This window comes from Mesorhizobium sp. B1-1-7 (assembly GCF_006442705.1).
GTDB lineage: Bacteria > Pseudomonadota > Alphaproteobacteria > Rhizobiales > Rhizobiaceae > Mesorhizobium > Mesorhizobium opportunistum.
This window is the reverse complement of the sequence record NZ_VFWQ01000006.1, coordinates 341113-367666: the sequence shown is the minus strand read 5'-3', so window position 1 is coordinate 367666 and position 26554 is coordinate 341113. Positions and strand designations below refer to the sequence as shown.

At 64.6% G+C, this 26554-nt stretch carries 21 protein-coding genes; 11 read left to right on the top strand and 10 right to left on the bottom strand.

Annotation, left to right across the window (positions count from 1 at the left end; genetic code table 11):
• Both FJ978_RS12995 and FJ978_RS12990 read right to left on the bottom strand, forming a co-directional pair.
• A partial coding sequence (locus tag FJ978_RS12995; protein WP_181180399.1) for a hydantoinase B/oxoprolinase family protein occupies positions 1–512 on the bottom strand: 512 nt, incomplete at its 3' end.
• Between the two features lie 16 nt (positions 513–528).
• A complete protein-coding gene (locus FJ978_RS12990; protein ID WP_140572418.1) occupies positions 529–2613 on the bottom strand; it encodes a hydantoinase/oxoprolinase family protein in 2085 nt (694 codons plus the stop codon).
• Between the two features lie 221 nt (positions 2614–2834).
• Between FJ978_RS12990 and FJ978_RS12985 the strand changes: the two genes are divergently transcribed.
• The 5 genes from FJ978_RS12985 (at position 2835) to FJ978_RS12960 (ending at position 9512) form a co-directional block, all read left to right on the top strand.
• Positions 2835–3662, top strand: coding sequence for a ferredoxin--NADP reductase (locus FJ978_RS12985; RefSeq protein WP_140572417.1), 828 nt, complete (start codon positions 2835–2837; stop codon positions 3660–3662).
• A gap of 228 nt (positions 3663–3890) precedes the next feature.
• Positions 3891–4937, top strand: a complete 1047-nt coding sequence (gene deoC, locus FJ978_RS12980) for a deoxyribose-phosphate aldolase (RefSeq protein WP_013891951.1) — start codon at positions 3891–3893, stop codon at positions 4935–4937.
• Positions 4938–5171: 234 nt separating this feature from the next.
• A complete protein-coding gene (locus tag FJ978_RS12970; RefSeq protein ID WP_140572416.1) occupies positions 5172–7544 on the top strand; it encodes an aldehyde dehydrogenase family protein in 2373 nt (790 codons plus the stop codon).
• 187 nt (positions 7545–7731) lie between these two features.
• Positions 7732–8463, top strand: a complete 732-nt coding sequence (locus FJ978_RS12965; protein WP_140572415.1) for an SDR family oxidoreductase — start codon at positions 7732–7734, stop codon at positions 8461–8463.
• A 203-nt stretch (positions 8464–8666) separates the two neighbouring features.
• Positions 8667–9512, top strand: a complete 846-nt coding sequence (locus tag FJ978_RS12960) for a fumarylacetoacetate hydrolase family protein (protein ID WP_140572414.1) — start codon at positions 8667–8669, stop codon at positions 9510–9512.
• A gap of 269 nt (positions 9513–9781) precedes the next feature.
• Here the strand turns inward: FJ978_RS12960 and FJ978_RS12950 are convergent, their stop codons facing one another.
• From FJ978_RS12950 to FJ978_RS12920, 6 genes are all read right to left on the bottom strand, one after another.
• Complete coding sequence (locus tag FJ978_RS12950) at positions 9782–10780, bottom strand: ABC transporter ATP-binding protein (protein ID WP_140572413.1); 999 nt, start codon at positions 10778–10780, stop codon at positions 9782–9784.
• Positions 10781–10838: 58 nt separating this feature from the next.
• Positions 10839–11900, bottom strand: coding sequence for a Gfo/Idh/MocA family oxidoreductase (locus FJ978_RS12945; RefSeq protein WP_140572412.1), 1062 nt, complete (start codon positions 11898–11900; stop codon positions 10839–10841).
• A gap of 248 nt (positions 11901–12148) precedes the next feature.
• Positions 12149–12988, bottom strand: a complete 840-nt coding sequence (locus FJ978_RS12940) for a carbohydrate ABC transporter permease (protein ID WP_140572411.1) — start codon at positions 12986–12988, stop codon at positions 12149–12151.
• Positions 12989–13212: 224 nt separating this feature from the next.
• On the bottom strand, positions 13213–14142 hold the full coding sequence (locus FJ978_RS12930; RefSeq protein ID WP_013891957.1) for a sugar ABC transporter permease: 930 nt from the start codon (positions 14140–14142) through the stop codon (positions 13213–13215).
• A 242-nt stretch (positions 14143–14384) separates the two neighbouring features.
• On the bottom strand, positions 14385–15644 hold the full coding sequence (locus FJ978_RS12925) for an ABC transporter substrate-binding protein (RefSeq protein WP_013891958.1): 1260 nt from the start codon (positions 15642–15644) through the stop codon (positions 14385–14387).
• 117 nt (positions 15645–15761) lie between these two features.
• The gene (locus FJ978_RS12920; RefSeq protein WP_140572409.1) at positions 15762–16712 is read right to left on the bottom strand and encodes an N-acetylmuramic acid 6-phosphate etherase; all 951 of its coding nucleotides are present in this window, start codon (positions 16710–16712) and stop codon (positions 15762–15764) included.
• A gap of 198 nt (positions 16713–16910) precedes the next feature.
• Between FJ978_RS12920 and FJ978_RS12915 the strand changes: the two genes are divergently transcribed.
• From FJ978_RS12915 to FJ978_RS12890, 6 genes are all read left to right on the top strand, one after another.
• Complete coding sequence (locus FJ978_RS12915; protein WP_140572408.1) at positions 16911–17792, top strand: N-acetylglucosamine kinase; 882 nt, start codon at positions 16911–16913, stop codon at positions 17790–17792.
• Entirely contained in the window at positions 17789–18571 is a 783-nt protein-coding gene (locus FJ978_RS12910; RefSeq protein WP_140572407.1) for a GntR family transcriptional regulator, read from the top strand. The genes FJ978_RS12915 and FJ978_RS12910 overlap by 4 nt, the downstream gene beginning before the upstream one ends.
• Complete coding sequence (locus FJ978_RS12905) at positions 18568–19599, top strand: SIS domain-containing protein (protein WP_140572406.1); 1032 nt, start codon at positions 18568–18570, stop codon at positions 19597–19599. The genes FJ978_RS12910 and FJ978_RS12905 overlap by 4 nt, the downstream gene beginning before the upstream one ends.
• Complete coding sequence (gene nagA, locus FJ978_RS12900) at positions 19596–20762, top strand: N-acetylglucosamine-6-phosphate deacetylase (RefSeq protein WP_140572405.1); 1167 nt, start codon at positions 19596–19598, stop codon at positions 20760–20762. The genes FJ978_RS12905 and nagA overlap by 4 nt, the downstream gene beginning before the upstream one ends.
• A gap of 16 nt (positions 20763–20778) precedes the next feature.
• Positions 20779–21891: an NAD(P)/FAD-dependent oxidoreductase gene (locus tag FJ978_RS12895; RefSeq protein ID WP_140572404.1), complete on the top strand. Its 1113-nt coding sequence runs from the start codon at positions 20779–20781 to the stop codon at positions 21889–21891.
• A 75-nt stretch (positions 21892–21966) separates the two neighbouring features.
• Complete coding sequence (locus tag FJ978_RS12890) at positions 21967–24015, top strand: ABC transporter ATP-binding protein/permease (protein ID WP_140572403.1); 2049 nt, start codon at positions 21967–21969, stop codon at positions 24013–24015.
• A gap of 38 nt (positions 24016–24053) precedes the next feature.
• Here FJ978_RS12890 and FJ978_RS12885 read toward each other — a convergent pair whose 3' ends face one another.
• Positions 24054–25568 (bottom strand): malonyl-CoA synthase, encoded by a 1515-nt coding sequence (locus tag FJ978_RS12885; RefSeq protein WP_140572402.1) that lies wholly within the window; start codon positions 25566–25568, stop codon positions 24054–24056.
• Positions 25569–25745: 177 nt separating this feature from the next.
• A complete protein-coding gene (locus FJ978_RS12880; protein WP_140572401.1) occupies positions 25746–26483 on the bottom strand; it encodes a GntR family transcriptional regulator in 738 nt (245 codons plus the stop codon).
• Between the last annotated feature and the right edge of the window lie 71 nt (positions 26484–26554).

Here is a 26554-nt window from a genome sequence, read left to right as displayed (position 1 = left end):
ATCTCGGGGTCGAGCACGCCTTTCTTGAACAGTTTTACGGGCGGCAGCCGCAGGCCTTCCTGTTCGACGGCAGTGGCGGAAGCCGAGAAGCCGCCGGGCACGGAGCCGCCAATGTCGGGCCAATGGCCGGTGTTGGAGAGCCAGCAGAAGATCTTGCCGCCCCGATAGACCGGCATGACGAAGCGCACATCCATCAGATGCGTGCCGCCGAGATAGGGGTCGTTGACGATGTAGATGTCGCCCGGCTCCGGAGCGAGACAGCGGCCGTCGGCGATCATCTCGATCACCGTCCTGGTCGAATATTGCATGACGCCGACGAACACCGGCAGGCCCTGGCTGCCTTGTGCGATCAGCGAACCGTCGACGGCCGAATAGATGCCGTCGGAGCGATCGTTGGCCTCGGCGATGACGGGCGAGAAGGCGGCGCGGGAGAAGGTCAGGTCCATCTCGTCGCAGACCTGCTGCAAGGCGGCCTGCAAAACCGAGAGCGTGATGGCGTCGAGCTTTGCCATATCCATATTGGGCATCTCAGGCCTCGCCGATGTCGATGATGATGTTGCCGTCGGCATCCGAGCGCGCGCGGTCGCCGGGTTCGAGCACTGTGGTCGCATCCATCTGTTCGAGGATCGCCGGCCCTTCGATGATGGCGTCGAGCGGCAGTTTTTCGCGTACGTAGACTGGCGTGTCGTGCCAGCGGCCGCTGTACCAGACCGGCCGGATCTCGCGCCGCGCCTCGTCGAGCGTTTTTGCCCGCCCGGCCGGATCGATCAGCCGCGACAGATCGATCGCCGGCCGCACCCCGGTGACCGAAGTGTTGAGGTTGACGAGGTTGGCGCGGATTTCCGGCAACTCGACCTTGAAGCGGGAGAAATAGGCTTTTTCGAACAGTGCCTGCAGTTCGTTCCGGGTCACCGACGAGGACGGCAGGGGCACGTTGATGATGTGGGTCTGGCCGACGAACTGCATATCGGCGGAGTGGGTGACCCGGATCGTCTCCGGTTTCACCGCTTCCTTGCCGATCAACTCCTCGCCTTCGTTTCGGTGCCGTTCCAATAGGTCGTGGAGTTGGGTTTCATCGAGAATGGCGATCGGCTGGTTGACGGTGTTGACGAAGTCGTGGCGCAGGTCGGCGACGACGCAGCCGAGCGCATTGGTGATGCCGGGCCGGGCCGGCACCAGCACCTTGGGCAAACCGAGTTCGCGCGCCAATGCGGTGGCATGCAGCGGCCCGGCGCCGCCGAAGGCGAACAGCGCGAAATCGCGGGGGTCATGGCCGCGTGACACCGAAACCATGCGGATGGCGCCGGCCATCTTCATGTTGCCGAGCCTGAGCACCGCACCCGCCGCCTCGACGCCGGAGAGGCCGGTGGCCTTGCCGATCCTGTCCGCGAAGATGCCAGTGACACGCTCTGACGTGACCGGATTCTCGACCGCCAGGAGCTTCTTCGGTGCCAGCCGGCCGAGCACCAGATTGGCGTCGGTGATGGTCGGCTCCAGGCCGCCGCGGCCGTAGCAGATCGGGCCGGGATTGGCGCCGGCACTTTCCGGTCCGATCTGGATCAGGCCGGCCGCATCGACGCGGGCGATCGAGCCGCCGCCGGCGCCGACCGTGTGCACGGCCACCATCGGCACATGGATGGGCATCGCATATTCGATCTCGATCTCGTTCGAGACAGCCGGCTCGGCGTTGCGGATCAGCGCCACGTCGGTGGAGGTGCCGCCCATGTCGTAGGTGACGAGGTTCTCGAAGCCGGCGCGCTTGCCCGTATAGGCGGCGGCGATGACGCCGGAGGCCGGGCCGGACATCACGGTCTTGGCCGATTCACGTGTGACGAAGCGGGCCGAGATCATGCCGCCATTGCCGTTCATGATCAGGAAGTCACGGGCATAGCCCTTGTCCGCCAATTCCTTGCGCAGCCGCTCGACATAGCGCTCAAGGATCGGCTGCACGGAAGCGTTGACCGAGGCGGTGACGCCGCGCTCGAATTCGCGCGCTTCCGACAGCAGCGCGTGGCCCGTGGTGATGTAGCCGTTCGGCCAAAGCTCGGCGGCGATCTCGGCGGCGCGCCGCTCGTGCAAAGGGTTGGCGTAGGAGTGCAGGAAGTGGATGACCAGGGATTCGCAGCCGGCGTCGATCAGCGCCTTCACCGCCGCGCGCATCTCGGCCTCGTCGAGCGGCGTGCGCACCGTGCCCGACGCCTCGACGCGCTCCGACACTTCGAGCCTGAGATTGCGGGGAATGACGGGCACGAAGGTGCCGGTCATGCCATAGGCCTGAGGCCGCGTGCGCCGGCCAAGCTCGATCACGTCGCGAAAGCCGCGCGTGGTGATCATGCCGGTCTTGGCCAGCCGGCGTTCCAGCACCGCGTTGGTGGTGGTGGTCGTGCCGTGCACGATGAGGTCGATGCCGTCGATCGGAAAGCCGGTGTCGCCGAGCGCCGAAACGACGCCGAAGGCCTGGTTGTCGACCGTTGTCGGGGTCTTGGCGATATGCACCTTGCCGCCGTCCTTGCCGTCGATCAGAAGCAGGTCGGTGAAGGTTCCGCCGACGTCGATGCCGGCAACGACGCTGCCCAGCGAATCCGGCTGCTGCACCGAAAAATTCTCTTTCATAGTCGAAACCCGAAATGCTGGGACTACGGATATGTCACAGTTTGGAAAGGTGTTTCGCGGCACCATCTTGACGCAAATATCGTTTGTATACTAATAAATTCCGGACACAAGAGCTTACCAACTCGGAGTGTGCGAGCAGCACGCCGGGACCTGAACGGTCCGGGCGCGTAGCAAAAGATTTGGCGCCCGCGTCCGTGAGTTGGGCCAGAAAGTTGGATTTGATGAACACCACATCCGCGTTCAGCACCGACGGCGCCCGCCCGCTGCAGTTTCCGATACCGGCCAATGTCTATGCCGAAACCGTCGTCTCGGTGAAGCACTACACCGACCGGCTGTTCTCGTTCCGCATCACCCGTCCGCAGTCGCTGCGTTTCCGCTCCGGCGAGTTCGTCATGATCGGCCTGCCCAATGCCGAGAAGCCGGTATACCGCGCCTATTCAGTAGCGAGCCCAGCCTGGGACGAAGAGCTGGAATTCTTCTCGATCAAGGTGCCGGACGGCCCGCTGACCTCGGAACTGCAGAAGATCCAGGTGGGCGACACCGTAATCATGCGCCAGAAGTCGACCGGCACGCTGGTGGTCGACGCGCTGACGCCGGCCAAGCGGCTGTTCATGATTTCGACCGGCACCGGCATCGCGCCCTTCGCCAGCCTGCTGCGCGACCCCGACACCTACGAGAAATTCGACCAGCTGATCCTGACCCACACCTGCCGCGACAATGCCGAATTGACCTATGGCCAGGAGCTGGTGGCGGCGCTGGAGAGCGATCCGCTGATCGGCGAACTGACCACGGGGCGCGTCACGCTCTACAATTCGACGACCCGCGAGGAGTCTGCCTGCATGGGCCGCATCACCGCGCTGATCGGCTCGGGCAAGTTCTACAGCGATCTCGGCATCGAAAAGCTCAATCCCGAGACCGACCGCATCATGATCTGCGGCTCGATGCACATGCTCAAGGACGTCAAGGAGCTGGCCGAGAGCCTCGGGTTCCAGGAAGGCTCGCTCAGCCATCCGGCGACATTCGTGGTCGAGCGCGCCTTCGTCGGCTGAGACCTCTGCCTCTCCCAGGAATCAAGCTTCAAGAATCGGGCTTTGACCTTCCGGTCAAAAATTAGCTGCTTTCGCGGCCTTTTTCGACTATCCCTTGCTTGAGGACTCGTGAAGCATGGCTTCGCGGGCTATCTTCGTGCGTGTCGCCCTAACAGTCGAGCGGTTTGGGCGACGATAGACAATACGCACCAAGACATAAGCGTGCGTCGCTGAATGAAAGGGCAGGAGATGAGCAGCACAATCCGCGAAGCCGACCTTGGCACCAAGGTGACGCCGCTGCCCGCGCGTGCCGCCGCCAATAGCGCCGTCCCGCTGGACCATCGTATCGCGCGCAATCCCGGCATGAAGCTCGATCTCGGCTTCATGGAATCGGTGCGCAGCGTCAACCGTTCGGCGCTGGAACGGCGCGTCGCCAGCCTGACCAAGCGGCGCTCGATCAAGGCCGACAATCAGGCGGCCTGGCTGCTGCGCGCGGTGGCCTGCATGGATCTGACGACGCTGAACTCCAACGACACCGAGGAGCGCGTGCGCCGGCTCTGCGCCAAGGCGATCAACCCGTTCCGGCGCGACATCGTCGAGGGGCTCGGCATTGCGGGCGAAACCATCCGGCCGGCCGCGGTCTGCGTCTACCATCCCTTCGTCGCCACGGCGGTCGACGTCGTGCGCGGCACCGGCATCCATGTCGCCGCCGTCTCCACCGCCTTTCCGCACGGGCTTGCGCCGCTGTCGACCCGGCTGCAGGAAATCGAGGCCTCGGTGCGCGACGGCGCCGACGAGATCGACGTCGTCATCCCGCGCGGGCTGGTGTTCGGCGCCAAATGGCGGGAACTCTATAACGAGATCGTCTCGATGCGCGCCGCCTGCGGCGATGCGCATCTGAAGGTCATTCTCGGCACCGGCGACCTCGCCACGCTGCGCAATGTCATGCTGGCCTCGATGGTGGCGATGATGGCGGGTGCCGACTTCATCAAGACCTCGACCGGCAAGGAGAGTGTCAACGCGACGCTGCCGGTTGGGTTGGCCATGGTCCGCGCCATCAGGGCCTATTTCGAGGAGACCGGCCACCTTATTGGCTTCAAGCCGGCCGGCGGCATTTCCACGGCAAAGGCCTCGCTCGACTGGCTGGTGCTGATGAAGGAAGAGCTCGGCCGGCCCTGGCTGGAGCCCGAGCTGTTCCGCTTCGGCGCGTCGAGCCTTTTGACCGACATCGAGCGCCAGCTCGAGCATCACCTGACCGGCCACTATTCGGCCAATCACCGCCACGCAATGGCTTGAGGATCGGATTAGGTTTTTGAACGTGGAGCTCTACGGCGCCCCCCTCTGTCCTGCCGGACATCTCCCCCACTTGTGGGGAGATTGGCTGGCATCGGCGATTTCGCCAATCGCCACCGCTGCAAAATGGCGGCTGACAGACGTAAAATCCGATCTCCCCCCTTGTGGGGGAGATGTCCGGCAGGACAGAGGGGGGCGCGAAAGAACGCCTCCTGAGACAATTATCTGGAGCCATCCATGAATATTCTCGAACGCTACCACGCCATGGAATACGGACCGGCGCCGGAAGCGCGCAACGAGGCCGACGCTTGGCTTGCCGGGCGCGATTTTTCCAAGGCGCTGTTCATCGACGGAGCCTGGAAGGCGGCTGGCGGCGGCAAGACCTTCGAGACCAGCGAGCCGTCTTCCGGCAAGCTGCTGGCCAAGATCTCCGATGCCGGAGCCGCCGATATCGACGCAGCCGTCGCCGCAGCCACCAAGGCACTGCCGAAATGGTCGGCATCCTCGGGCTACCAGCGCGCAAAAGTACTTTATGCCATTGGCCGCGCCATGCAGCGGCACCAACGCCTGTTCGCGGTGCTTGAGACAATCGACAATGGCAAGCCGATCCGCGAAAGCCGCGACATCGACGTGCCCTTGGCGATCCGCCACTTCATCCATCACGCCGGCTGGGCGCAGGCGCTGGACAAGGATTTTCCCGGCCACAAGGGCGTCGGCGTCGTCGGCCAGATCATCCCATGGAATTTCCCGCTGCTGATGCTGGCGTGGAAGGTCGCGCCCGCACTTGCCGCCGGCTGCACGGTGGTGCTGAAGCCGGCCGAGTTCACGCCGCTGACGTCAATCCTGTTCGCCGAGATCTGCGAGCGCGCCGGCGTGCCGAAGGGCGTCGTCAACATCGTCCAGGGCGGCCCGGAAGCGGGCGGAGCCATCGTCAACCACCCCGGTATCCAGAAGATCGCCTTCACCGGCTCTTCGGAAGTCGGCAAGATCATCCGCAAGGCAACCGCCGGCTCGGGCAAGAAACTATCGCTGGAGCTTGGCGGCAAGTCGGCCTTCATCGTTTTCGAGGATGCCGATCTCGACAGCGCCGTCGAAGGCCTGGTCGATGGCATCTGGTTCAACCAGGGCCAGGTCTGCTGCGCCGGCTCGCGGCTCCTGGTGCAGGAAGGCATCGCCGAGGCCTTGATCGCCAAGGTCAAGACGCGGATGAGCCGGCTGCGCGTCGGCAGCCCGCTCGACAAGAACACCGATATCGGCCCGCTGGTCGACGCCACGCAGCTCGACCGGGTCAAGGGACTGGTCGCCGAAGGCGCCAGACAAGGCGCCGTCTGCTGGCAGCCGGACGCGGCGCTGCCGTCCTCGGGTTACTATCACCTGCCAACACTTGCCACCGGTGTTTCGCCGGCTAACATTCTTGCCCAGGAAGAGGTGTTCGGTCCGGTGCTGGCGACCATGACCTTCCGCAACACCGAGGAAGCGATCGAGCTTGCCAACAACACGCGCTATGGGCTGGCGGCGAGCGTGTGGAGCGAGAACGTCAACCTGGCTTTGCATGTCGCGCCGCAATTGAAGGCCGGCGTCGTCTGGGTCAACGGCACCAACATGTTCGACGCCGCCTGCGGCTTCGGAGGCTACCGCGAGAGCGGCTTCGGCCGCGAGGGTGGGCGCGAGGGCATGTTCGAGTATCTCGCGGCAAAACTGCCGCTCGGTCCGGCCATCAAGCCGGCGACGATCTCGGCGCAACCGGTCGAGCAGGCCGATGGCTCGGCCATCGACCGCACGGCCAAGCTGTTCATCGGCGGCAAACAGGTACGCCCGGACGGCAATTATTCGTTGGCCGTCGCCACCGCCAAGGGCAAGCTCGCCGGCGAAGTCGGTTTTGGCAACCGCAAGGATATCCGCGATGCCGTGTCGGCTGCGCGCGCGTGCAAGGCATGGCCGGAGGCGACCGCCTACAACCGCTCCCAGGTGCTCTATTATCTGGCCGAAAACCTTTCCGGCCGCGCTGGCGAATTCGCGGCTCGTCTGACCGAATTGACCGGCGCAACGCCCAAGGCCGCGCGGGAAGAAGTCGACCAGTCGATCGAACGCCTGTTCCTCTATGCCGGCCTCGCCGACAAGTTCGAAGGCCGCGTGCACCAGCCGCCGGCGCGTGCCGTCACCCTGGCGCTGCACGAGCCGATCGGCGTCGTCGGCATCGTCGCGCCTAATACCTCGCCGCTGCTTGGCCTGATCTCGCTCATCGCGCCGGCGCTAGCCATGGGCAACACCGTGGTTGCCGTGCCGTCCGAACGCTACCCGCTGCTCGCCACCGATCTCTATCAAGTGATCGAATATTCCGACGTTCCGGCCGGCGCCATCAACATCGTCACCGGCCGCACGGCGGAACTTGCCGGGGTGCTCGCCAAGCATGACGATGTCGATGGGCTCTGGGTGTTCGCCGATGCCGAGACCTGCGCCAAGGCGGAAGCCTCGTCCATCGGCAACCTCAAGCGCGTCTGGAGCGGCAATGGCCGCAGCCTGGACTGGGCGTCCGACGAGGCGGCCGGCGATGCCTTGCTGCGCCGCGCCATCGAGGTGAAGAATGTCTGGGTGCCCTACGGCGACTGAGCCTTTGGACAGCCACAATGGTGATCGTGTCCGGGCTTGACGCCCGGACCCATGTTCTTTAACGAGAAAAAACATTTTTATCTGTGAACCGACACGGCGCAGGCCGCACGATGGCTCATGACTGGCACATGACGCGTTGGCCGGCTGCCGATAAAGGCGGATGATCCTAGCGGACGAGGAGAAGAGCATGGCGGATCTGGCAGGCAAGGTCGTTGTCGTCACGGCGGCGGCGCAGGGCATCGGCAAGGCGAGCGCACTAGCCTTCGCCAAGGCTGGAGCCACGGTCTACGCCACCGACATCAACGAGACGCTCCTCGCCGAACTCGCCAAGACGGCGGGGATCAAGGCCCGCAAGCTGGACGTCCTCAACGACGAGGCGGTCAACACCGCCTTTGCCGAGATCGGCCGCGTCGACGTGCTGTTCAACTGCGCCGGTTTCGTCCATTCCGGCTCGATCCTTGAGATGAAGGATAGCGATCTCGATTTCGCCTTCAATCTCAACGTGCGCGCCATGATCCGCACCATCCGCGCCGTGCTGCCCGGCATGCTGGAGCGCGGCGACGGGTCGATCATCAACATGGCCTCGCTGGCCAGTTCCACCAAGGGCGTGCCGAACCGTTTCGCCTATGGCGTCACCAAGGCCGCCGTGATCGGCCTGACCAAGGCGGTCGCCGCCGACTATGTCGGCAAGGGCATACGCTGCAACGCCATCTGCCCCGGCACGGTCGAGAGCCCGTCGCTGCAGGACCGCATGCATGCGCAAGGCGACTACGAAGCGGCGCGGGCCGCCTTCATCGCCCGCCAGCCGATGGGCCGGCTCGGCACGCCGGAGGAAATCGCCGATCTCGCCGTCTACCTGGCCGGCGCCACCTACACGTCCGGACAGGCCTATAATATCGACGGCGGCTGGTCGATCTGAAGCTCTGAAATCGGGACAGACGGGAAGATCGGGATTCTTGGCCGCGTTTGTCGGGAGATCGTGAAGTCTGAAAATCCGGCGCGCCGGCTTGCCCGGGACGAGTCTCGCGCTTGCCCGGAACCAGGCCGATCAGTAGGGTCCGCCGTCGCCTCGGCGGAGAATTTGCAAAGGGCCATGCGGCCGCAATCAGGAGAAGGGTTTAAATGAAACTGCTGCGCTATGGCGAGGTTGGGAGCGAACGTCCCGGCCTGCTCGATGCGGATGGAACGATCCGCGATCTCTCCGCCCATGTCGCCGACATTGCCGGCACCACGCTTCATCCGGCCTCGCTGGACATGCTGGCCAAGCTCGATGCGAAGTCGCTGCCGGCGGTTTCCGGCAAGCCGCGGCTCGGCGCCTGCGTCGCCGGCACCGGCAAGTTCATCTGCATCGGCCTCAACTATTCCGACCACGCCGCCGAGACCGGTGCCACCGTGCCGCCGGAGCCGATCATCTTCATGAAGGCAAGCTCGGCCATTGTCGGGCCTGACGACGACGTGCTGATCCCGCGCGGCTCCGAGAAGACCGACTGGGAAGTCGAGCTCGGCGTGGTCATCGGCAAAACCGCGAAATATGTCAGCGAAACCGATGCGCTCGACTATGTCGCCGGCTATTGCGTCTCGCACGACGTGTCCGAACGCGCCTTCCAGGCCGAGCGGCAGGGCCAGTGGACCAAGGGCAAGAGCTGCGACACGTTCGGCCCGACCGGCCCATGGCTGGTGACCAAGGACGAAGTGGCCGACCCGCAGAACCTCAAAATGTGGCTGACCGTCAACGGCAAGACGATGCAGAACGGCTCGACCAGGACCATGGTCTATGGCGTCGCCTACCTCGTCGCCTATCTCAGCCAGTTCATGTCGCTGCACCCCGGCGACATTATTTCGACAGGCACCCCGCCCGGCGTCGGGCTGGGCATGAAGCCGCCGGTGTTCCTGAAGGCTGGTGACGTGGTGGAACTGGGCATCGAGGGGCTCGGCCAGCAGAAGCAGACGTTCAAGGCGGACGAGTAGGCCGCCGACTTTTCCGTCCTCTTCTTATGGTCGTTCGGAAGGAGGAGACGGTTTCGCGCCTTTCCTCTCCCCCGTCGATCGGGGGAGAGGTGTCGAGCGAAGCTCGACGGAGTGGGGGTCGACTGCTCCACGAAAGACTAGACGCTCACTGGGTCGTGCCTGCTTTTCGGCGACTGCGCTTGGGGCACGGGCTTCCCCCACTCCGTCGCCGCTTCGCGGCGCCACCTCTCCCCCCTCCGGAGGGAGAGGAAAGGAGCGTCGGTGCCGCGCTACTTCAGCACTTTCCCATCGGCGCCAAACCGATAGGTCTTCGCCGGATCCGGCGTCGCGTAAAGCGTCGCACCCGGCTCGGCGTCATACACGCCGAAAATGCGCACCGTGATCAGCCCCGCTTTCTCGCAGTCGAGATAGAGGTTAGTGTCGGCGCCGAGATGCTCGGCATGCACGACCGTGCCCTTCCAGCTGCCGGACTTTGGGTCGACCGTCAGATGCTCCGGCCGCACGCCGATGGTCTTGGCCGTATCGCCCAGTCTCGCCCCGTCGATGAAGTTCATCTTCGGTGAGCCGATGAAGCCGGCGACGAACTCGTTGGCCGGCGAATTGTAAAGCTCCATCGGGCCGCCGATCTGTTCGATCCTGCCGGCGTTCAGCACCACAATCTTGTCGGCCAGCGTCATCGCCTCGACCTGGTCGTGGGTGACGTAGATCATCGTCGCCTTCAGACGGCGATGCAGCTGCGCGATCTCCAGCCGCGTGTTGACGCGCAGCGCCGCGTCGAGGTTCGACAGCGGCTCATCGAACAGGAACAGTTTTGGCTCGCGGACCACGGCGCGGCCGATGGCGACACGCTGGCGCTGGCCGCCGGAGAGTTCGGCCGGCCGCCTTTCAAGATAGGGCTCCAGCGACAGCATCGAGGACGCAATGCCGATGCGGCGGTCGATCTCGGCCGTCGGCGTGCCGGCTTGCTTCAGGCCAAGACCCATATTGTTCTTCACCGTCAGATGCGGGTAGAGCGCATAGGTCTGGAACACCATGGCAATGCCGCGCTTGGCCGGTGGCGTGGCGGAAACATCCGCACCATCGATGACCACGCGGCCCGAGGTCGAATCCTCCAGCCCGGCGATGACCCGCAGCAAGGTTGACTTGCCGCAGCCCGATGGGCCGACGAAGACGACGAATTCGCCATCGGTCACTTCGAGGTCGATGCCCTTCAGCACCTCGACCGGCCCGAAGGCCTTCTTTACATTCTCGATCTTCAGCGAGCCCACGGCGATCCTCCAAATTGATGAGTGGGCGCCAGCGCCACCCCCGACGACAATGCCCTTGTCACAATCGCACCGCCTTTCCGCTGCGCACGCTCTCGTCGGCGGCGAGACAGACGGCGAGCGATTTCACTGCGTCGTCCATATGTTTGGTGAGATCCAGATCCTCGCGGATCGCTCTGAGCACGAAGGCCTGCTCGAGATCGCAGAGGTCCTGATGGCCGGGTTCGCCTTCCATCGACAGCATTTCGTCAGGCTTGGCGAACTTGCCGTCAGCGCCGGTCGCCGCACTGTGCAGGCGGATGGTCGAGGTCTTGGTGTGGGTGTCGATGTCGTCGGACCTGACACCTTCCTTCATGACGATCGACACGCAGCCGTTGGGCGAGATGACGTCCTTCACGAAGAAAGCGGTCTCGGAAATCATCGGCCCCCAGCCGGCTTCGTACCAGCCGACCGAACCGTCATCGAACAGCACCTGCAGGTGCCCGTAATTGTACATGGACGGCGCCACCTCCTCAGTCAGCCGCACGCCCATGCCACGCACTTCGACCGGCCTGGCATCGGTGATCTGCAGCATGACGTCGAGATAGTGCACGCCGCAATCGACGATCGGCGAGGTCGTCTGCATCAATTGCTTGTGCGTCTCCCAGGTATGGCCGGAAGATTGCTGGTTGAGGTTCATGCGGAACACGTAGGGGCCGCCGAGCTTGCGCGCCTCGGCGATCAGCCTGATCCAGGACGGATGATGACGCAGGATGTAGCCGATCACCAGTTTCCTGCCATTGGCCTTGGCGGCCGCGACGACGCGCTTGGCATCGGCCACCGTCGTTGCCAGTGGCTTCTCGACGAAGACATGGCAGCCGGCCTCGAACGCCCTGACCGCATAGTCGGCATGGCTGTCGGAATAGGTGGCGATGCAGGCGACATCGGGTTTTTCGTCGCGCAGCGCCTCGTCGAAGGAACGCCTGATGCCGTAGCCCGTCAGTCCGTCAGGTAGCGGCACGTCGGAGCGATTGACCAGGGCCGCGATCTGGAAACCCGGATTGGTATGATAGGCCAGCGCATGGCTGCGGCCCATATTGCCAAGGCCGGCAACGACGACGCGAAGGGGTGGCTTAGAGTTCACCTAATCAACTCCAAATGTTTTGGTTGCTCTCGCGGAGAGGGTGTCACCCCACCCGGCGCTGCGCGCCGACCTCCCCATCGAGGGGAGGTGGGGCGTTGGCGTGAACTTCCCGCTGTCGGCGCAGCTGCTCCGAATTGAACCTCCGACCCGTCGAATGAAACGGCGCCCTTCTACCTCCCCTTGATGGGGAGGTCGGCGCGAAGCGCCGGGTGGGGTGATGGCGCCGGCGGAGAATTGCAGGGCTCCGCTCACTTGACGGCTCCCGACGTGATGCCGCGGATCAGCTGCCGCGAGAAGATGACGTAGAGGATCAGCACCGGCATGATCGCCAGCGAGAGGGCTGCCAGGATGGCGTTCCAGTTGGTGACGAACTGGCCGAGGAAGAGCTGGGCACCGAGCGTCACCGTCTTGGTCTCTTCCGACGGCGCCAGGATCAGCGGGAACCACAGATCGTTCCAGATCGGGATCATGGTAAAGACGGCGACCGTGGCCATCGATGGCCTGACCAGCGGCAGCACCAGGCGGAAGAAGATGGTGTATTCGGACAGGCTGTCGATGCGGCCGGCGTTCTTCAGATCGTCGGATACCTGCTTCATGAATTCCGACAGGATGAAGACGGCGAGCGGCAGGCCCTGCGCGGTGTAGACCAGGATCAGCGCCGTCAGCGTGTTGACCAGCCCGCTCGCCACCATCAATTGCAGGATGGCGACCGTGCCGAGCCGGATCGGGATCATGATGCCGAGCGCGAGATAAAGCCCCATCATCGAATTGCCGCGGAAGCGGTATTCCGACAGCGCAAACGCCGCCATGGCGCCGAACAGAAGCACGAAGAACAGCGAGGCGACGGTGACGACGAGGCTGTTCTGGAAATAGTGGATGAAATCGCCCTGGCCGATGACCGTGGTGTAGCCGATCAGGTCGAAGGTTTTCGGCGTCGGCGGTGTCAGCGGCGCGCCGAAGATGCCGGCGCGGGATTTGAACGAATTCATGATGACCAGGATCACCGGAAACAGCGCGATCGCCGTGTAGGTCAACAGGATCGCGTGAGCGCCGATGGTGCGGGGGAGTGATCGGGTGGCGGTGCTCATTGGGAGGTCTCCTGACGCACACTTCCAAACAATGGCGCCCAGGCACCCCCCTCTGGCCTGCCGGCCATCTCCCCCGCAAGGGGGGAGATTGGCAGCTTCGGGCTCGGCGCTTCTCCTGCGACGTGGAAGATTGGCGAAAGCCTTCGTGACATCCGATCTCCCCCCTTGCGGGGGAGATGGCCGGCAGGCCAGAGGGGGATGTTTAGCCGTAACATATCCACCCCTCAGAACTGATAGCGACGCAGGCGCGTCTGGACGAGGAAGAGGTAGACGCAGACGCCGCCGAGGATGATCAGGAACATCATCGTGGCGATCGCCGCGCCCATGTTGGGGTCGCCGACTTGCAGCTGGAAGCCGAAGAAGGCGCGGTAGAGGAAGGTGCCGAGAATGTCGGTCGAATAGTTCGGCCCAGCGAGCGCCCCTTGCGCGGTGTAGATCAGGTCGAAGGCGTTGAAATTGCCGACGAAGGTGAGGATCGAGATGATGCCGATCGACGGCAGGATCAGCGGCAGCTTGATCTTCCAGAACTGCGACAGGCCGGTGATGCCGTCGCATTCGGCGGCTTCGATCACTTCCTCAGGGATCGACAGCAATGCGGCATAGATCAGCATCATCGGGATGCCGACGAACTGCCATACCGAAATCAGGCTAAGCGCGGTCAGCGCGTATTGTTCCTTGCCGAGCCAGGGCGTGAACAGGCTTTTCAGACCGACCAGGTCCATCATGTGCGGCGCCACGCCCCACAACGGCGATAGGATGAGCTTCCAGGCGAAGCCGACGATGACAAAGGACAGGATGGTCGGCACGAAGATCGCCGTGCGGTAGAAGGCGGCAAATCTCAGTCGCGGGCTGGACAGCAATGCCGCCAGCATGACGCCGATCGGGTTCTGCACCAGCATGTGGATGATGAAGAACCAGGTGTTGTTCCTGAGTGCGTTCCAGAAACCCACCGACCAGTTGGGATCGCCGAACAGGGTGCGGAAATTCTCCAACCCGACAAAGACCTGGGACTCGCTGACGTTGCGGAACAGCGACAGCTGCAAGGTGCCGGCGAGCGGCAGGATCATGATCGCCGTGTAGACGAGCACCGCCGGCGCCAGGAAGATGCCGATGTGCCAGCGAACAGGTCTTTTGGGTCGTATTTCTGCGGCCATGAGTTCGGTCCCCGCCGTCTCTCGGTTCCAGACGAATATTGATGCCAGATGATGCCTCGATGCACGGCCCGAACATCCTTGCCCGATGCGGCAAGGACAAAGGCCTGCGACTGGTCAGCTAGCCTTTCCCAAGACCAGCAAGGGTAAGGCCACGAGGTGGTGCCGACAATCGCTATCTCTGCGGATGCAGAGTATCCGGAACCGGCCAGGCTTGCGCCCGGCCGGCTCCGTTGCCTGAGCTCTTACTTCGCCGGCTTGTACCAGCTGTCGAGGCCGGTCTGCAGCTTCTTGGCCGCTGCTTCGGGCGTATCGGTGCCGTTGATGACGTTGGCCGATTCAACCCAGGTCTCGTTCTCGAGGTTCGGCGTGCCGCGCGACAGGATCTGGTAGGTCGAGCGGATCGTCGACTTGCACTTGCCGCGCCAGGAGACGAATTCCTGCGCCAGCGGGTCTTCCATCTTCACCGGCGCGGAGTTCAGGCTGAAGAAGCCCGGCAGCGCGTTGGCGTAGATGGTGGCGAAGTCGGGCGATGCGACCCAGGACAGGAACGTCTTGGCCGCATCGGCATTCTTCGACGCTGCGTTCAGGCCCATGCCGATATCGGTATGGTCCGAGATGTAGCAGGTGTCGCCGGCCTTCTCGACCGGCGGCGGGAAGGCACCCATCTTGAACTGGGCCTGGGTGTTGAACAGGCCGATTTCCCACGAGCCGGCCGGGTAGATGGCGGCGCGGCCGAGCGTGAACAGGTTCTGGCTGTCCGGATAGGTCTGCGCCTCGAAGCCGTCGCCGAGATACGGCTTCCACTTGGCCAGTTCCTCATACGGGGCAACCCAGTCCTTGTCGGTCAGCTTCTGATCGCCCTTGATCAGCGCCGCACGGCCGTCTTCGCCCTTCCAGTAGTTGGGGCCGATGTTCTGGTAGCCCATGGTCGCGGCTTCCCAGAGGTCCTTGGTGCCCATCGCCATCGGGATGTAGGTGCCGTCGGCCTTGATCTTGTCGAGTGCTGCAAAGAACTCGTCGCGGGTCTGCGGCACCTTGATGCCGAGCTTGTCGAAGGCGTCCTTGTTGTAGATGAAGCCGTGGATGACCGAGGCCATCGGCACGCAGAAGCTCGCCTTGCCGTCATCGGTCTGCCAGGCGGACTTGGCCACCGGCGAGAAATTCTCCATGCCGGGCAGCGCGGAGAGGTCGGCGAGGTTGCCCTTCTTGAACAGTTCGAGCGACTTGTCGAACGGGCGGCAAGTGATCAGGTCGCCCGCCGAGCCGGCGGCGAGCTTGGCGCCGAGCGCGGCGTCATATTCGGTCGGAGCCGATGGCGCGAACACCACCTTGATGCCTGGGTTCTTGGCTTCGAAGGCCGGGATCAGCTTGTCCTTCCAGATGGCAAGGTCGTCGCCGCGCCAGCTTTCGATGTTGAGGGTTACGTCAGCGGCGTGAGCCAACCCGGCCGAGCCGAGAATGCTGGTGCCCAGAAGCAGTGCCGTCAGTAGTTTCGTTGTCATGCTCAGTCTCCCTGTTGACCTTTTTCAGGTTCGGTTTTGATGAGAACAGGGGCTTTTGATCCCTTGCTCCCCTCGCAAGCCCGTTTCACCCCGATGGAAATCGGGATGAAACAAGCCCTACTTCTTTGTTCGAGCACGATCTTTTCCGAAAAGTGGGTTCCACTTTTCGGAATCATGCTCCAGCGCGGAAAGGGCTGGCCTCAGCTTCTGGCCGGTCCCCTCCAGTATCTTCCGCGCCGCATCGGCATTGTCGGCGCCGGCGGCTAGCAGAATGGCGGTCTTGACCGCGCCGCCACTCTTCTCGAGCAGTTGGGCGGCTTCGTCCCTGCCGCGTCCGCTGACGGCGGCGACGATGCGCGCGGCGCGGTCGCGCAGCTTGATGTTGTCGGCCATGAGGTTGACCATGTAGCCGTCATGTACGTGGCCGAGATGGACGGCGGTCAAGGTCGACAGCATGTTGAGCGCGATCTTCTGGGCGGTGCCGGCGCCCATGCGCGTCGAGCCGGCGATCACTTCCGGTGGCGTTTCGAGCAGGATGGCGGTTCCAGCCTGCTTGAGCAGGGCCGAATCCCGGTTGTTGGCGATGCCGATGGTGGCCGCCCCGCGGCGGGCCGCTTCCTGGAGGGCGTGCACGGCATAGGGTGTCGTGCCGCTGGCCGAAACGGCGATCAGGCAGTCGCCCTTGCCGATGCCCGCACTGGCGACCGCCGCAGCGGCCTCCTCCGTGTCGTCCTCGGGTCCACCGGCCAGCGTGTGGAAAGCCTCGTCTCCTCCGGCGATCAGGATGGCGATACGGTCGCGTTCGATGCCGAAGGTGCCGGGCAATTCCAGTGCATCGGCCATCGCCATCAGGCCGGAACTGCCGGCCGCGGCATAGGCAAGTCTGCCGCCGCCATTCAGCCTGTCGGCGATGACCTCGGCTGCCTTGGCGATGGACGGAATGGCGTTACGGACGGCCTTGGCGGCCTCGACCTGCGCATCGGCCAGCGAAGCAAGGATGGCTTCCGGGGCCTGGATATCCAGCCCCTCGGCATTCCTGTGAAGCGCTTCGGTGCGCGTTTCGGGCATCCCAGGTCCTCCAATACCAGAACAATACCAAAAAAATACCACTTGTCCACAAGCATTAACGAATTCGCGGCCTGGAAATCGCTGAGCCGGCGAAATGCCCAGGATTTTCAATAAAATACTTCTTAATCTTTTTGAAACGGAAATTAACCCTTGGCTATTGGTATTTTATTGGTATTATCCGCCCGGAGGAGAAATCACGTGAATTTCGTGCTCGGCATCGATGGCGGCGGCACCAGCTGCAGGGCCGCCCTGGCAAATGCGGACGGCATGGTCCTCGGCCGTGCCAAAAGCGGCGCCGCCAACATCCGCACCGATCTTACCGGCGCCCGGTCGAACATCGTCGAGGCGGCGCGGCAGGCGTTCATCGCCGCCGGGCAGGACCCGGAGTTGATCCCGCAGACACCGGCCATTCTGGGCCTTGCCGGCGCCAATGTCGGCACCTACCGGCAGCAGCTCGAAGCGGTTCTGCCGTTCAGCGTCAGCCGCGTCGAGACCGATGCCGAGATCGCGCTGGAAGGCGCCGTCGGATCAGGCGACGGCGCCATGGCGATCCTCGGCACCGGCACCGCCTACATGGCGCGCAGACAAGGCAAGTCGCGCGCCATCGGCGGCTGGGGATTCCAGGTCGGCGACCAGGGCAGCGGCGCGCGCATCGGCCGCGACCTGCTCGAACAGACGCTGCTTGCCTATGATGGCGTGCGCGAGGGGTCGCCGCTGACCGACAGCATGATGGCCGTTTTCCGCAACAATCCGGAGGACGTGGTCGAGTTCACCACCAATGCCAAGCCCGGCGATTTCGGCGGTTTCGCGCCCAAGGTGTTCGAACACGCCGAAAAAGGCGACAGCGTCGCCAATTGGATCCTGGACAGGGTGGTCGCCGATGTCGAAGCCTCGCTTGGCGCGCTCGATCTCGCCGAAGGCGCGCCGCTCTGCCTGCTCGGCGGCCTGGCGCCGCTTTACGCGCCGCGCCTGTCGGCGCGTTACCGGGCGCTCCTGAAGCCGCCGCTCGACGACGCGCTGGGCGGCGCCGTGCAGATGGCGGTGCGGCTTTTCGCAGGGCATGCGGGGCCGGCTCGATGAGCGACGCCGCCGACCAGATCTTCGCCACGCTGAAACAGTCGGCGCAGAGCGGCGCGCCGCTCTATCTGCAGCTTCGCAAGAGCATCGAGGACGCGGTCAACCGCGGCCTGATCGGACCGGGCGACGCGCTGCCTTCCGAACGCGACATCGCCACCAAGGCCGACATTTCGCGGGTCACCGTGCGCAAAGCGGTGCAGGACCTGGTCAAGGGCGGCATCCTGGTGCAGCGCCATGGCTCCGGCACCTTCGTGGCGCCGCGCATGGAGCGCGTCGAGCAGTCGCTGTCGCGGCTCACCTCGTTCACCGAAGACATGGCGCGGCGCGGCATGGCGGTGCGTTCGGCGTGGCTCGACCGCGGCCTCTACGCGCCCTCGCCCGACGAGATGATGGTGCTTGGCCTGTCGTCGAGCGAACTGGTGGCGCGCGTGGCGCGCCTGCGCATCGCCAACGACACACCGCTGGCGATCGAACGCGCATCGCTGTCGGCCAGTGCGCTGCCTGACCCGGCTGCCATAGGCTCCTCGCTCTACGCCGCCCTGGAGATGACGGGCAACCGGCCGGTGCGGGCAGTGCAGCGCATTTCGGCCGCCAATCTCGGCGACAGCGACGCGCGCCTGCTCGAAGTGCCGCCGGGCATTGCCGGCCTGCACATCGAACGTATTTCCTATCTGGCGAGCGGCAAGGTGATCGAATTCACCCGCTCGATCTACCGGGGCGACGCCTACGACTTCGTCGCCGAACTGCGGCTGACAGGGCCGAGCGAAGAGGGCCGACCATGATTGAAATCACCCATATGCGGCGCGAGATCGAGGAGATCCCGCAGGCCGTCGCCCGCCTGCTCGACGGCTCCGGCACCGTGCTCTCCGAGGCCGGGCATGGCATCCGGGAACGCGACCCGCATTTCGTCGTCACCGTGGCGCGCGGCTCGTCCGACCATGCCGCCACCTTCATGAAATATGCCGTCGAGCTGACCGCGGGCCTTGCCGTCGCCTCGGTCGGCCCTTCCATCGCTTCGATCTATGGCCGCAAACTCCGGCTCGCCGGATCGGCCTGCCTGGCGATCTCCCAGTCGGGCAAGAGCCCCGACATCGTCGCCATGGCCGAAACCGCAAGGGCCGGCGGCGCGCTGACCATTGCCGTTACCAACACCGCCGATTCGCCGCTGGCGCGCGCCTCGGACTATGCGATCGACATCCTGGCCGGGCCCGAGCGCAGCGTCGCGGCGACCAAGACCTTCATCAATTCCGCCGTCGCCGGCCTCGCCTTGATGGCGCATTCCACCGGCGACACCGCGCTGCTTGCCGCACTTGCCCGCCTGCCCGAACATTTCGGCAAGGCGATCGCCTGCGACTGGATGAGCGTGCTGGCCGAAACGATCGAAAAGCAGAAGTCGCTGTTCATCCTCGGCCGCGGGCCGTCCGCGGCGATGGCCAACGAGGCGGCGCTGAAGTTCAAGGAGACCTGCGGCATGCATGCCGAGGCCTACAGCGCGGCCGAAGTCATGCACGGCCCGCTGGCGCTGATCGGTCCGGATTTTCCGGTGCTGGCGCTGGCCGCGCGCGATGCGTCCGAACCGTCGGTCGCCGAAGCCGCCGACAGCCTGGCGGCCAAGGGCGCGCCGGTGTTCGTCACCTCCGCGCTTGCCAACCGTGCCACGCGCCTGCCGCATGTCGCCACCGGCCACCCCTTAACCGACCCGCTGACGCTGATCGTCTCCTTTTACATGTTCGTCGAGGCCTTCGCGCGCCATCGCGGCCTCGATCCGGACACGCCGCGCAACCTTCGCAAGGTGACGGAGACCGTATGAGCGATCGTTTTGCCCTGACTGGCTCCCGGATTTTCGACGGCGACGACTGGCATGAAGGCGCGGCGCTCGTCGTGCGCGACGGCCTCGTCGAGGCTATTTTGCCCACCGGCGCCATCCCTTCGGACGTCCGCGTCGTCGAGACCGGCGGCGGCATGCTGGTGCCGGGCTTCGTCGACATCCAGGTCAATGGCGGCGGCGGCGTCATGCTCAACGACCACCCCGACGTCGCCTCGATCGAGACCATATGCCGGGCGCACGCGCCGTTCGGCACGACCGCGCTGCTGCCGACGCTGATCACCGACACGCCTGACATCACCGCCGCCGCAATTGCCGCCGGCGAAGCAGCGACGCTGCAGAAGGTGCCGGGCTTCCTCGGCCTGCATCTCGAAGGGCCGCATCTGTCGATCGCGCGCAAGGGTGCGCATGATCCGGCGCTGATCCGGCCGATGACGGACGCCGACCAGGCGATGCTGATCGCGGCGCGGCGGAAGCTGCCGGTGCTGCTCACCACGATAGCGCCCGAATCCGTCGAGCCGGCCCGCGTCACGGCATTGACCAGGGCCGGCACCATCGTCAGCCTCGGCCATTCGGACACCGGCTATGCCACGGCGAAAACCTTCGCCGAGGCGGGCGCCAGCGTGGTCACCCACCTGTTCAACGCGATGAGCCAGATCGGCAACCGCGAGCCGGGGCTGGCGGGCACGGCGATCGACATCGGCACCTTGTCCGCCGGGCTGATCGCCGACGGCATCCACGTCCATCCGGCGACCATCAGGATCGCACTCGAGGCCAAGCAGGGGCCTGGCAAGATCGTGCTCGTCACCGACGCGATGGCGACGATCGGCACCGACATGAGCTCGTTCACGCTCAACGGCCGCACCATCTACCGCAAGGACGGGAGCCTCAGGCTTGCCGACGGGACGCTGGCCGGCGCCGACCTCGACATGATCTCGGCCATCCGGTTCATGCACCGCGTCGTCGGGCTCGACCTTTCCGAAGCCTTGCGTATGGCCTCGCTCTATCCGGCGCAGGCGATCGGCCAGTCGCACCGGCTTGGCCGCCTTGCCAACGGCACGGCGGCGGATATCGTTGCGCTGTCGGACGATCTCGGCATAGGAAGCGTCTGGATCGGCGGCGACAAGGTTTTTTCAGCCGGCGCGTAATCCTGGAAGCGGGCCCATGCAGGCAATCGACTGTGTTGTCGCCGGAGCAGGCGTCGTCGGGCTTGCCGTCGCCAGGGCGCTTGCCTTGTCGGGCCGCGAGGTGGTGGTCATCGAGCAGGCCGATGCGATCGGCACCGTCACCAGTTCGCGCAATTCCGAAGTCATCCATGCCGGGCTCCATTATGCGCCGGGCAGCCTGAAGGCCCGGCTCTGCGTCGAAGGCCGCGGGCTCCTCTACGCCTACTGCGCCGAGCACGGCGTCGCCCATGCACGGACCGGCAAGCTGATCGTCGCCAGCGAGCCAGGGCAGATGGACGGGTTGCGGACGATCCAGGCCAATGCACACCGTTGCGGGGTCGAGGACCTCGAGCTTTTGACGCGCGGCGAAGCCGAAAGCCTGGAGCCGGCGCTGACATGCGCCGGCGCGCTGCTGTCGCCGTCGACCGGCATCGTCGACAGCCATGCCTTGATGCTGTCGCTGCGCGGCGACGCCGAGGCGGCCGGCACGGCCTTCGCTTTCCTGACCTGCGTGGCCGGCGCGACGATCGACGCCGACGGGATCCGTGTCGACACGCGCGATGCCGATGGCGAGACCTTCGCTTTGGAGGCCCGCGCCTTCGTCAACGCCGCGGGCCTCGACGCGCAGGCCATGGCCGGCCGGATCGAGGGGTTCCCGCAAAGCCTCATCCCCCGGCAGTGGCTGGCGCGCGGAAATTATTTCGCGCTTCCAGGCCGGTCGCCGTTTTCGCGGCTGATCTATCCGGTTCCGGTCGAAGGCGGCCTCGGCGTCCACCTGACGCATGATCTCAGCGGCAGCGCGCGCTTTGGGCCTGATGTCGAATGGATCGACCATGTGGATTACACGGTCGATCCAGGCCGGAGCGCCGTCTTCTACGAAGCGATCCGCCGTTATTGGCCCGACCTTGGCGATGGCGCCCTGCAACCGGCCTATGCCGGCATCAGGCCGAAACTGTCGGGTCCCGGCCAGCCGGCGGCCGACTTCATGATCCAGGGTCCGGGCGATCATGGCCTCGGCCGGATCGTCAACCTGTTCGGCATAGAGAGCCCCGGCCTGACGGCAAGCCTGGCGATCGCCGATCATGTCGTCGCGCTGCTGTACCCGGAATGACCGGTGCCGTTGGGAGTTTGTCATCCCGAACAGACGTCATGAAACCTTTTGATTTTGAGTCCGTTGTCGCAGCGTATGTCCGAGGCGAAACCCAAATCGACACCGGCCGACGGCATCAGACCGCGCGGCAACCCGAAGCCGCGTCGAGGAAAGTCGCGACGGCAAGGGCCGCGTGACCAGACGTCAGGCGAGCCGGGCGAAGAAAAGCCAACGCCCGCCGACGCAGCGCCGGAGGTCGACGGCCAGGCGGGGCCGCCACCGGAAGCTATCGAACCCGATCCGCAGCTGACGCCCGAGGAGGCCGAGCAGGCGCGCAAGAAATACCTGCTGCGGCGTTTCTGGATCAGTGGGCGCGGCTATTGGGGGCGGCAGGGCGACAAGCTCGCCTGGCCGCTTACAGTCGGGCTGTTGACCCTGATCGTCGTCAATGTCGGCTTCCAGTACGGGATCAACGTCTGGAACCGCGCGTTCTTCGACGCTATCGAGCAGCGCAACGTCCACACCGTCTATGTGCTCAGCGCCATATTCCTGCCGCTCGTCGCCGGAAGCGTGAGCCTTGTTATCGCGCAGGTCTATCTGCGCATGACGATGCAGCGCCGCTGGCGGTCCTGGCTCACCACGTCGGTCATAGCGCGCTGGCTCGCCAATGGCCGCTACTACCAGTTGAACCTCGTCGCGGGCGACCATTCGAACCCCGAAGCCCGCCTCACCGAGGATCTGCGGATCGCCACCGAGTCGCCCGTCGATTTCATCTCCGGCGTGATCATCGCCACACTGTCGGCCTCGACCTTCATCGTGGTGCTGTGGACGATCGGCGGAGCCTTGAGCTTCACATTGGGAGGCTCGACCTTCACCGTGCCCGGTTTCCTCGTCATCACGGCCGTGATCTATGCCGCGATCACCTCCACCTCGATGGTCATCATCGGCCGCGATTTCGTCCGGCTGTCCGAGGAAAAGAACCAGTCGGAAGCCGAGTTCCGCTACGTGCTGACCCGCGTGCGCGAAAACGGCGAGAGCATTGCCTTGCTCGGAGGTGAGGAGGAGGAGCGCAGCGGCATCGACAGAACCTTTGCCGGCGTGCTGAAGCGATGGGCACAACTGACCGGACAGCATATGCGCACGGCACTGGTCTCGCAGGGATCGAGCCTGTTCGCGCCGGTCGTGCCGGTGCTGCTGTGCGCGCCAAAATTCCTCGAAGGCTCGATGTCGCTCGGCCAGGTCATGCAGGCGGCCTCGGCCTTCGCCATCGTGCAGGGCGCCTTCGGATGGCTGGTCGACAATTATCCACGTCTTGCCGACTGGAACGCCTCCGCACGCCGCATCGCCTCGCTGATGATGTCGCTCGACGGGCTGGAGCGCGCCGAGCAGAGCGACGAGCTGGGACGCATCAAGCATGGCGAGACCGAAGACGGCGCGATGCTCAGCCTCGACAATCTTTCCGTGACGCTCGACGACGGCTCCTCCGTGGTCAAGGAAACAAAGGTCGAAATCGAACCGGGAGAGCGGGTGCTGGTGGCCGGCGAATCCGGCTCGGGCAAGTCGACCTTGGTGCGGGCCGTTGCGGGCCTGTGGCCATGGGGCGGCGGCAACGTCAATTTCCACGCCGACAGGCGCCTGTTCATGCTGCCGCAACGCCCCTACATCCCCACCGGCACCCTTCGCCGCGCGGTCGCCTATCCCGCGGCGGCAAACAAGTGGACGATCAAGCAGATCAAGGCTGCCCTCGACAAGGTGGGGCTCGGCTATCTCACCGACAGGATCAAGGAAGAGGCGCCATGGGACCAAACGTTGTCGGGCGGCGAAAAGCAACGCGTGGCCTTCGCGCGCCTGCTGCTGCATCGCCCCGATATCGTAGTGCTGGATGAAGCGACCTCGGCGCTCGACGAGAAGAGCCAGGACACGATGATGATGACGGTGATCCGCGAACTGCCTGATGTCACCATCATCAGCGTGGCGCATCGCGCGGAGCTCGAAGCCTTCCACAGCCGCAAGATCACCCTGGAAAGGCGTGAGGGCGGTGCCAAGCTCGTCAGCGATATCGACCTCGTGCCGCGCAAGCGCAAACGCAGCTTGCTGAAGCGTGCCTTGTGGGGCTCCGGCTCCGGCGCTTCCAATCGTGGTTAGAGCGGTTCACCCTGTTTCCGAAAAAAGGCCTGGCCTGATCAGGCTGCGTAGAGATCCTTATAGGCATCGCGCAGAAGATTCTTCTGGACCTTGCCCATCGTGTTGCGCGGCAGTTCGTCGAGGAAGATCACCTGCTTCGGATGCTTGTACTTCGCCACGCGCCCGGCGATGGCGCCGAGGATTTCGGCACCGGTGATCCGCGATGCTGGCGCCCGCACGACGACTGCGGTGACGCCTTCGCCGAAGTCCGGATGAGCAACGCCGATGACGGCGCTTTCCAAGACCCCGTCGAGCGCGTCGATCTCGCTTTCGAGTTCCTTCGGATAGATGTTGTAGCCGCCTGAAATGATCAGGTCCTTGCCGCGGCCGACAATGTGGACATAACCGTCGGCGTCGATCACGCCGAGATCGCCGGTGATGAAGAAGCCGTCGGCACGGAATTCCGCCTTGGTCTTTTCCGGCATGCGCCAGTAGCCGCCGAACACGTTTGGACCCTTCACCTCGATCATGCCGACCTCGCCCTGGGCCAGCGTCCTGCCGCTGTCGGGATCGGCGATGCGCAGCGACACGCCGGGCAAGGGGAAACCGACCGTGCCGGCGCGCCGTTCGCCCTCATACGGGTTCGACGTGTTCATGTTGGTTTCGGTCATGCCGTAGCGTTCGAGGATGGCGTGACCGGTGCGCTCGCGCCAGGCCCTGTGCGTCTCGGCCAGCAGCGGTGCCGAACCGGACACGAACAGGCGGATTGTCTTCGCCGCCTCGCGGTCCAGGGCGTCCTGCTGCAGCAGGCGTACGTAGAAGGTTGGCACACCCATCAGCACTGTTGCGCGCGGCAGCAGCGAGACGATGCGGCCTGCATCGAATTTCTGTTCGAACAGCATCGACGCGCCGGCCATCAGGATGACGTTGATGGCGACGAACAGGCCATGAGTGTGGAAGATCGGCAGCGCGTGGATCAGCACATCGTCCGTCGTGAAGCGCCATTGATCGACCAGCACCCGAGCGTTCGAGGCCAGATTCTCGTGGCTGAGCATGGCGCCTTTCGAGCGGCCGGTCGTTCCCGACGTGTATAGGATCGCCGCGAGATCGTCCCCGCCCCGCTCGACATCATGGAAATCGGACGATTGCCGCGATGCCTGGTCCGCCAGCGATCCCTGGCCGTTGCGGTCGAGCGTGACCACGACGGCGCCGGATGGCTCGACCATCGAAGCGACATCCGCCGCCCTTGCCGGATCGCAGACGATGACCCGAGGTGCAGCATCGTCGAAGAAATATCCAAGTTCGGTCAGCGTATAAGCGGTGTTGAGCGGCAGGAAGACGGCACCGGAGCGAACGCAGGCGAGATAGAGCAGGACCGCCTCCGGGCTCTTCTCGACCTGCACGGCAACCCGGTCGCCGGGCTCGACATCCAATTGCAGCAGCGCATGCGCGAGCTGTCCTGATCGCGCCAGCATGTCGCCATAGGTGAGCGAGCGGCCATCGTCGGTTTCCATCAACAGACGCCCTGGCGCCGGCATCCGGGACCGGAACGCATCGAACAGATGATTGCTCATGAAGTCTTCCTGCGGTGACGGCAATGGCGGCGCCGGGCACACGCTTCTGGCCGCATGCGTCGGCGGGCGAAGCGTTCGCGTTTCCTGGCCGTGCCGTCAAGACCGCAAACGGCGACGTCGATCGCGAAGGTCGCGAATGATTGAATGATCGGCGGCAGCCCGACGATCGAGGCGTCGTTACCGTCGGGCGCGTTCGGCCGGGGCGGCGGCCGTTTCGTCCTGCTTGAAGCGCTCCATGCACATGGAAGCGGTCAGCTGGTAGTGATCGATCAGCGCCTGGACGGCGCCGTCGGCATTGCCATCCAGCGCGCATTCGGCGATCAGCCGGTGTTCGGCGAAACCGTCGCGCTGGATGCCTTCGCCGTCATTGGCCATTTGCCGGTAGCGGTAGGCATGATCGGAAAGTTGATCGCAGAAGCCCACCAGCCAGTGCGACCGGCAGGCCGAGATCAGCACTCGATGGAAGGTGCGGTGCAATTTCTCCCAATCCGGATTGATCGACGAGAGATCCTGCAACGAGAGCCGTGACGCGCGCCCCAGGCGATGCAGCGCCAGCACCAGCTGTTCTTCCCATTCGGCTGTGCGGTGGGCAATGGATTCGCGAAGGGCGCGTTCCTCGAGCCAGCAGCGGGTACGCGTCAGCTCCTCGAGCTCCGACGCAGAGACCGGCATGATGAAGAAGCCGCGCTGGTCGTGACGACCAAGAAGCCCTTCGGAGGCAAGGCGGTTGAGGGCCTCGCGAACCGGAGAGGCGCCGGCGCCATACTTGGAAACAACCCACTCGACCCGCAGCTTGCTTTCAGTTTCGAGAGCGCCGCCGAGAAGATCATCGCGCAGCTGATGATAGACCGTACTGGCAAGCGTGCTTTTGGATCCTGTGCCGTCGTCGTTCAGATTGGCAGCTCCGTAGGTCAAAAGACGACTCCTTTGTCCCCAATTCTGAATTTGGGCAATTCGAGTCCGGAAACAGTCCCTCTCCGTACATG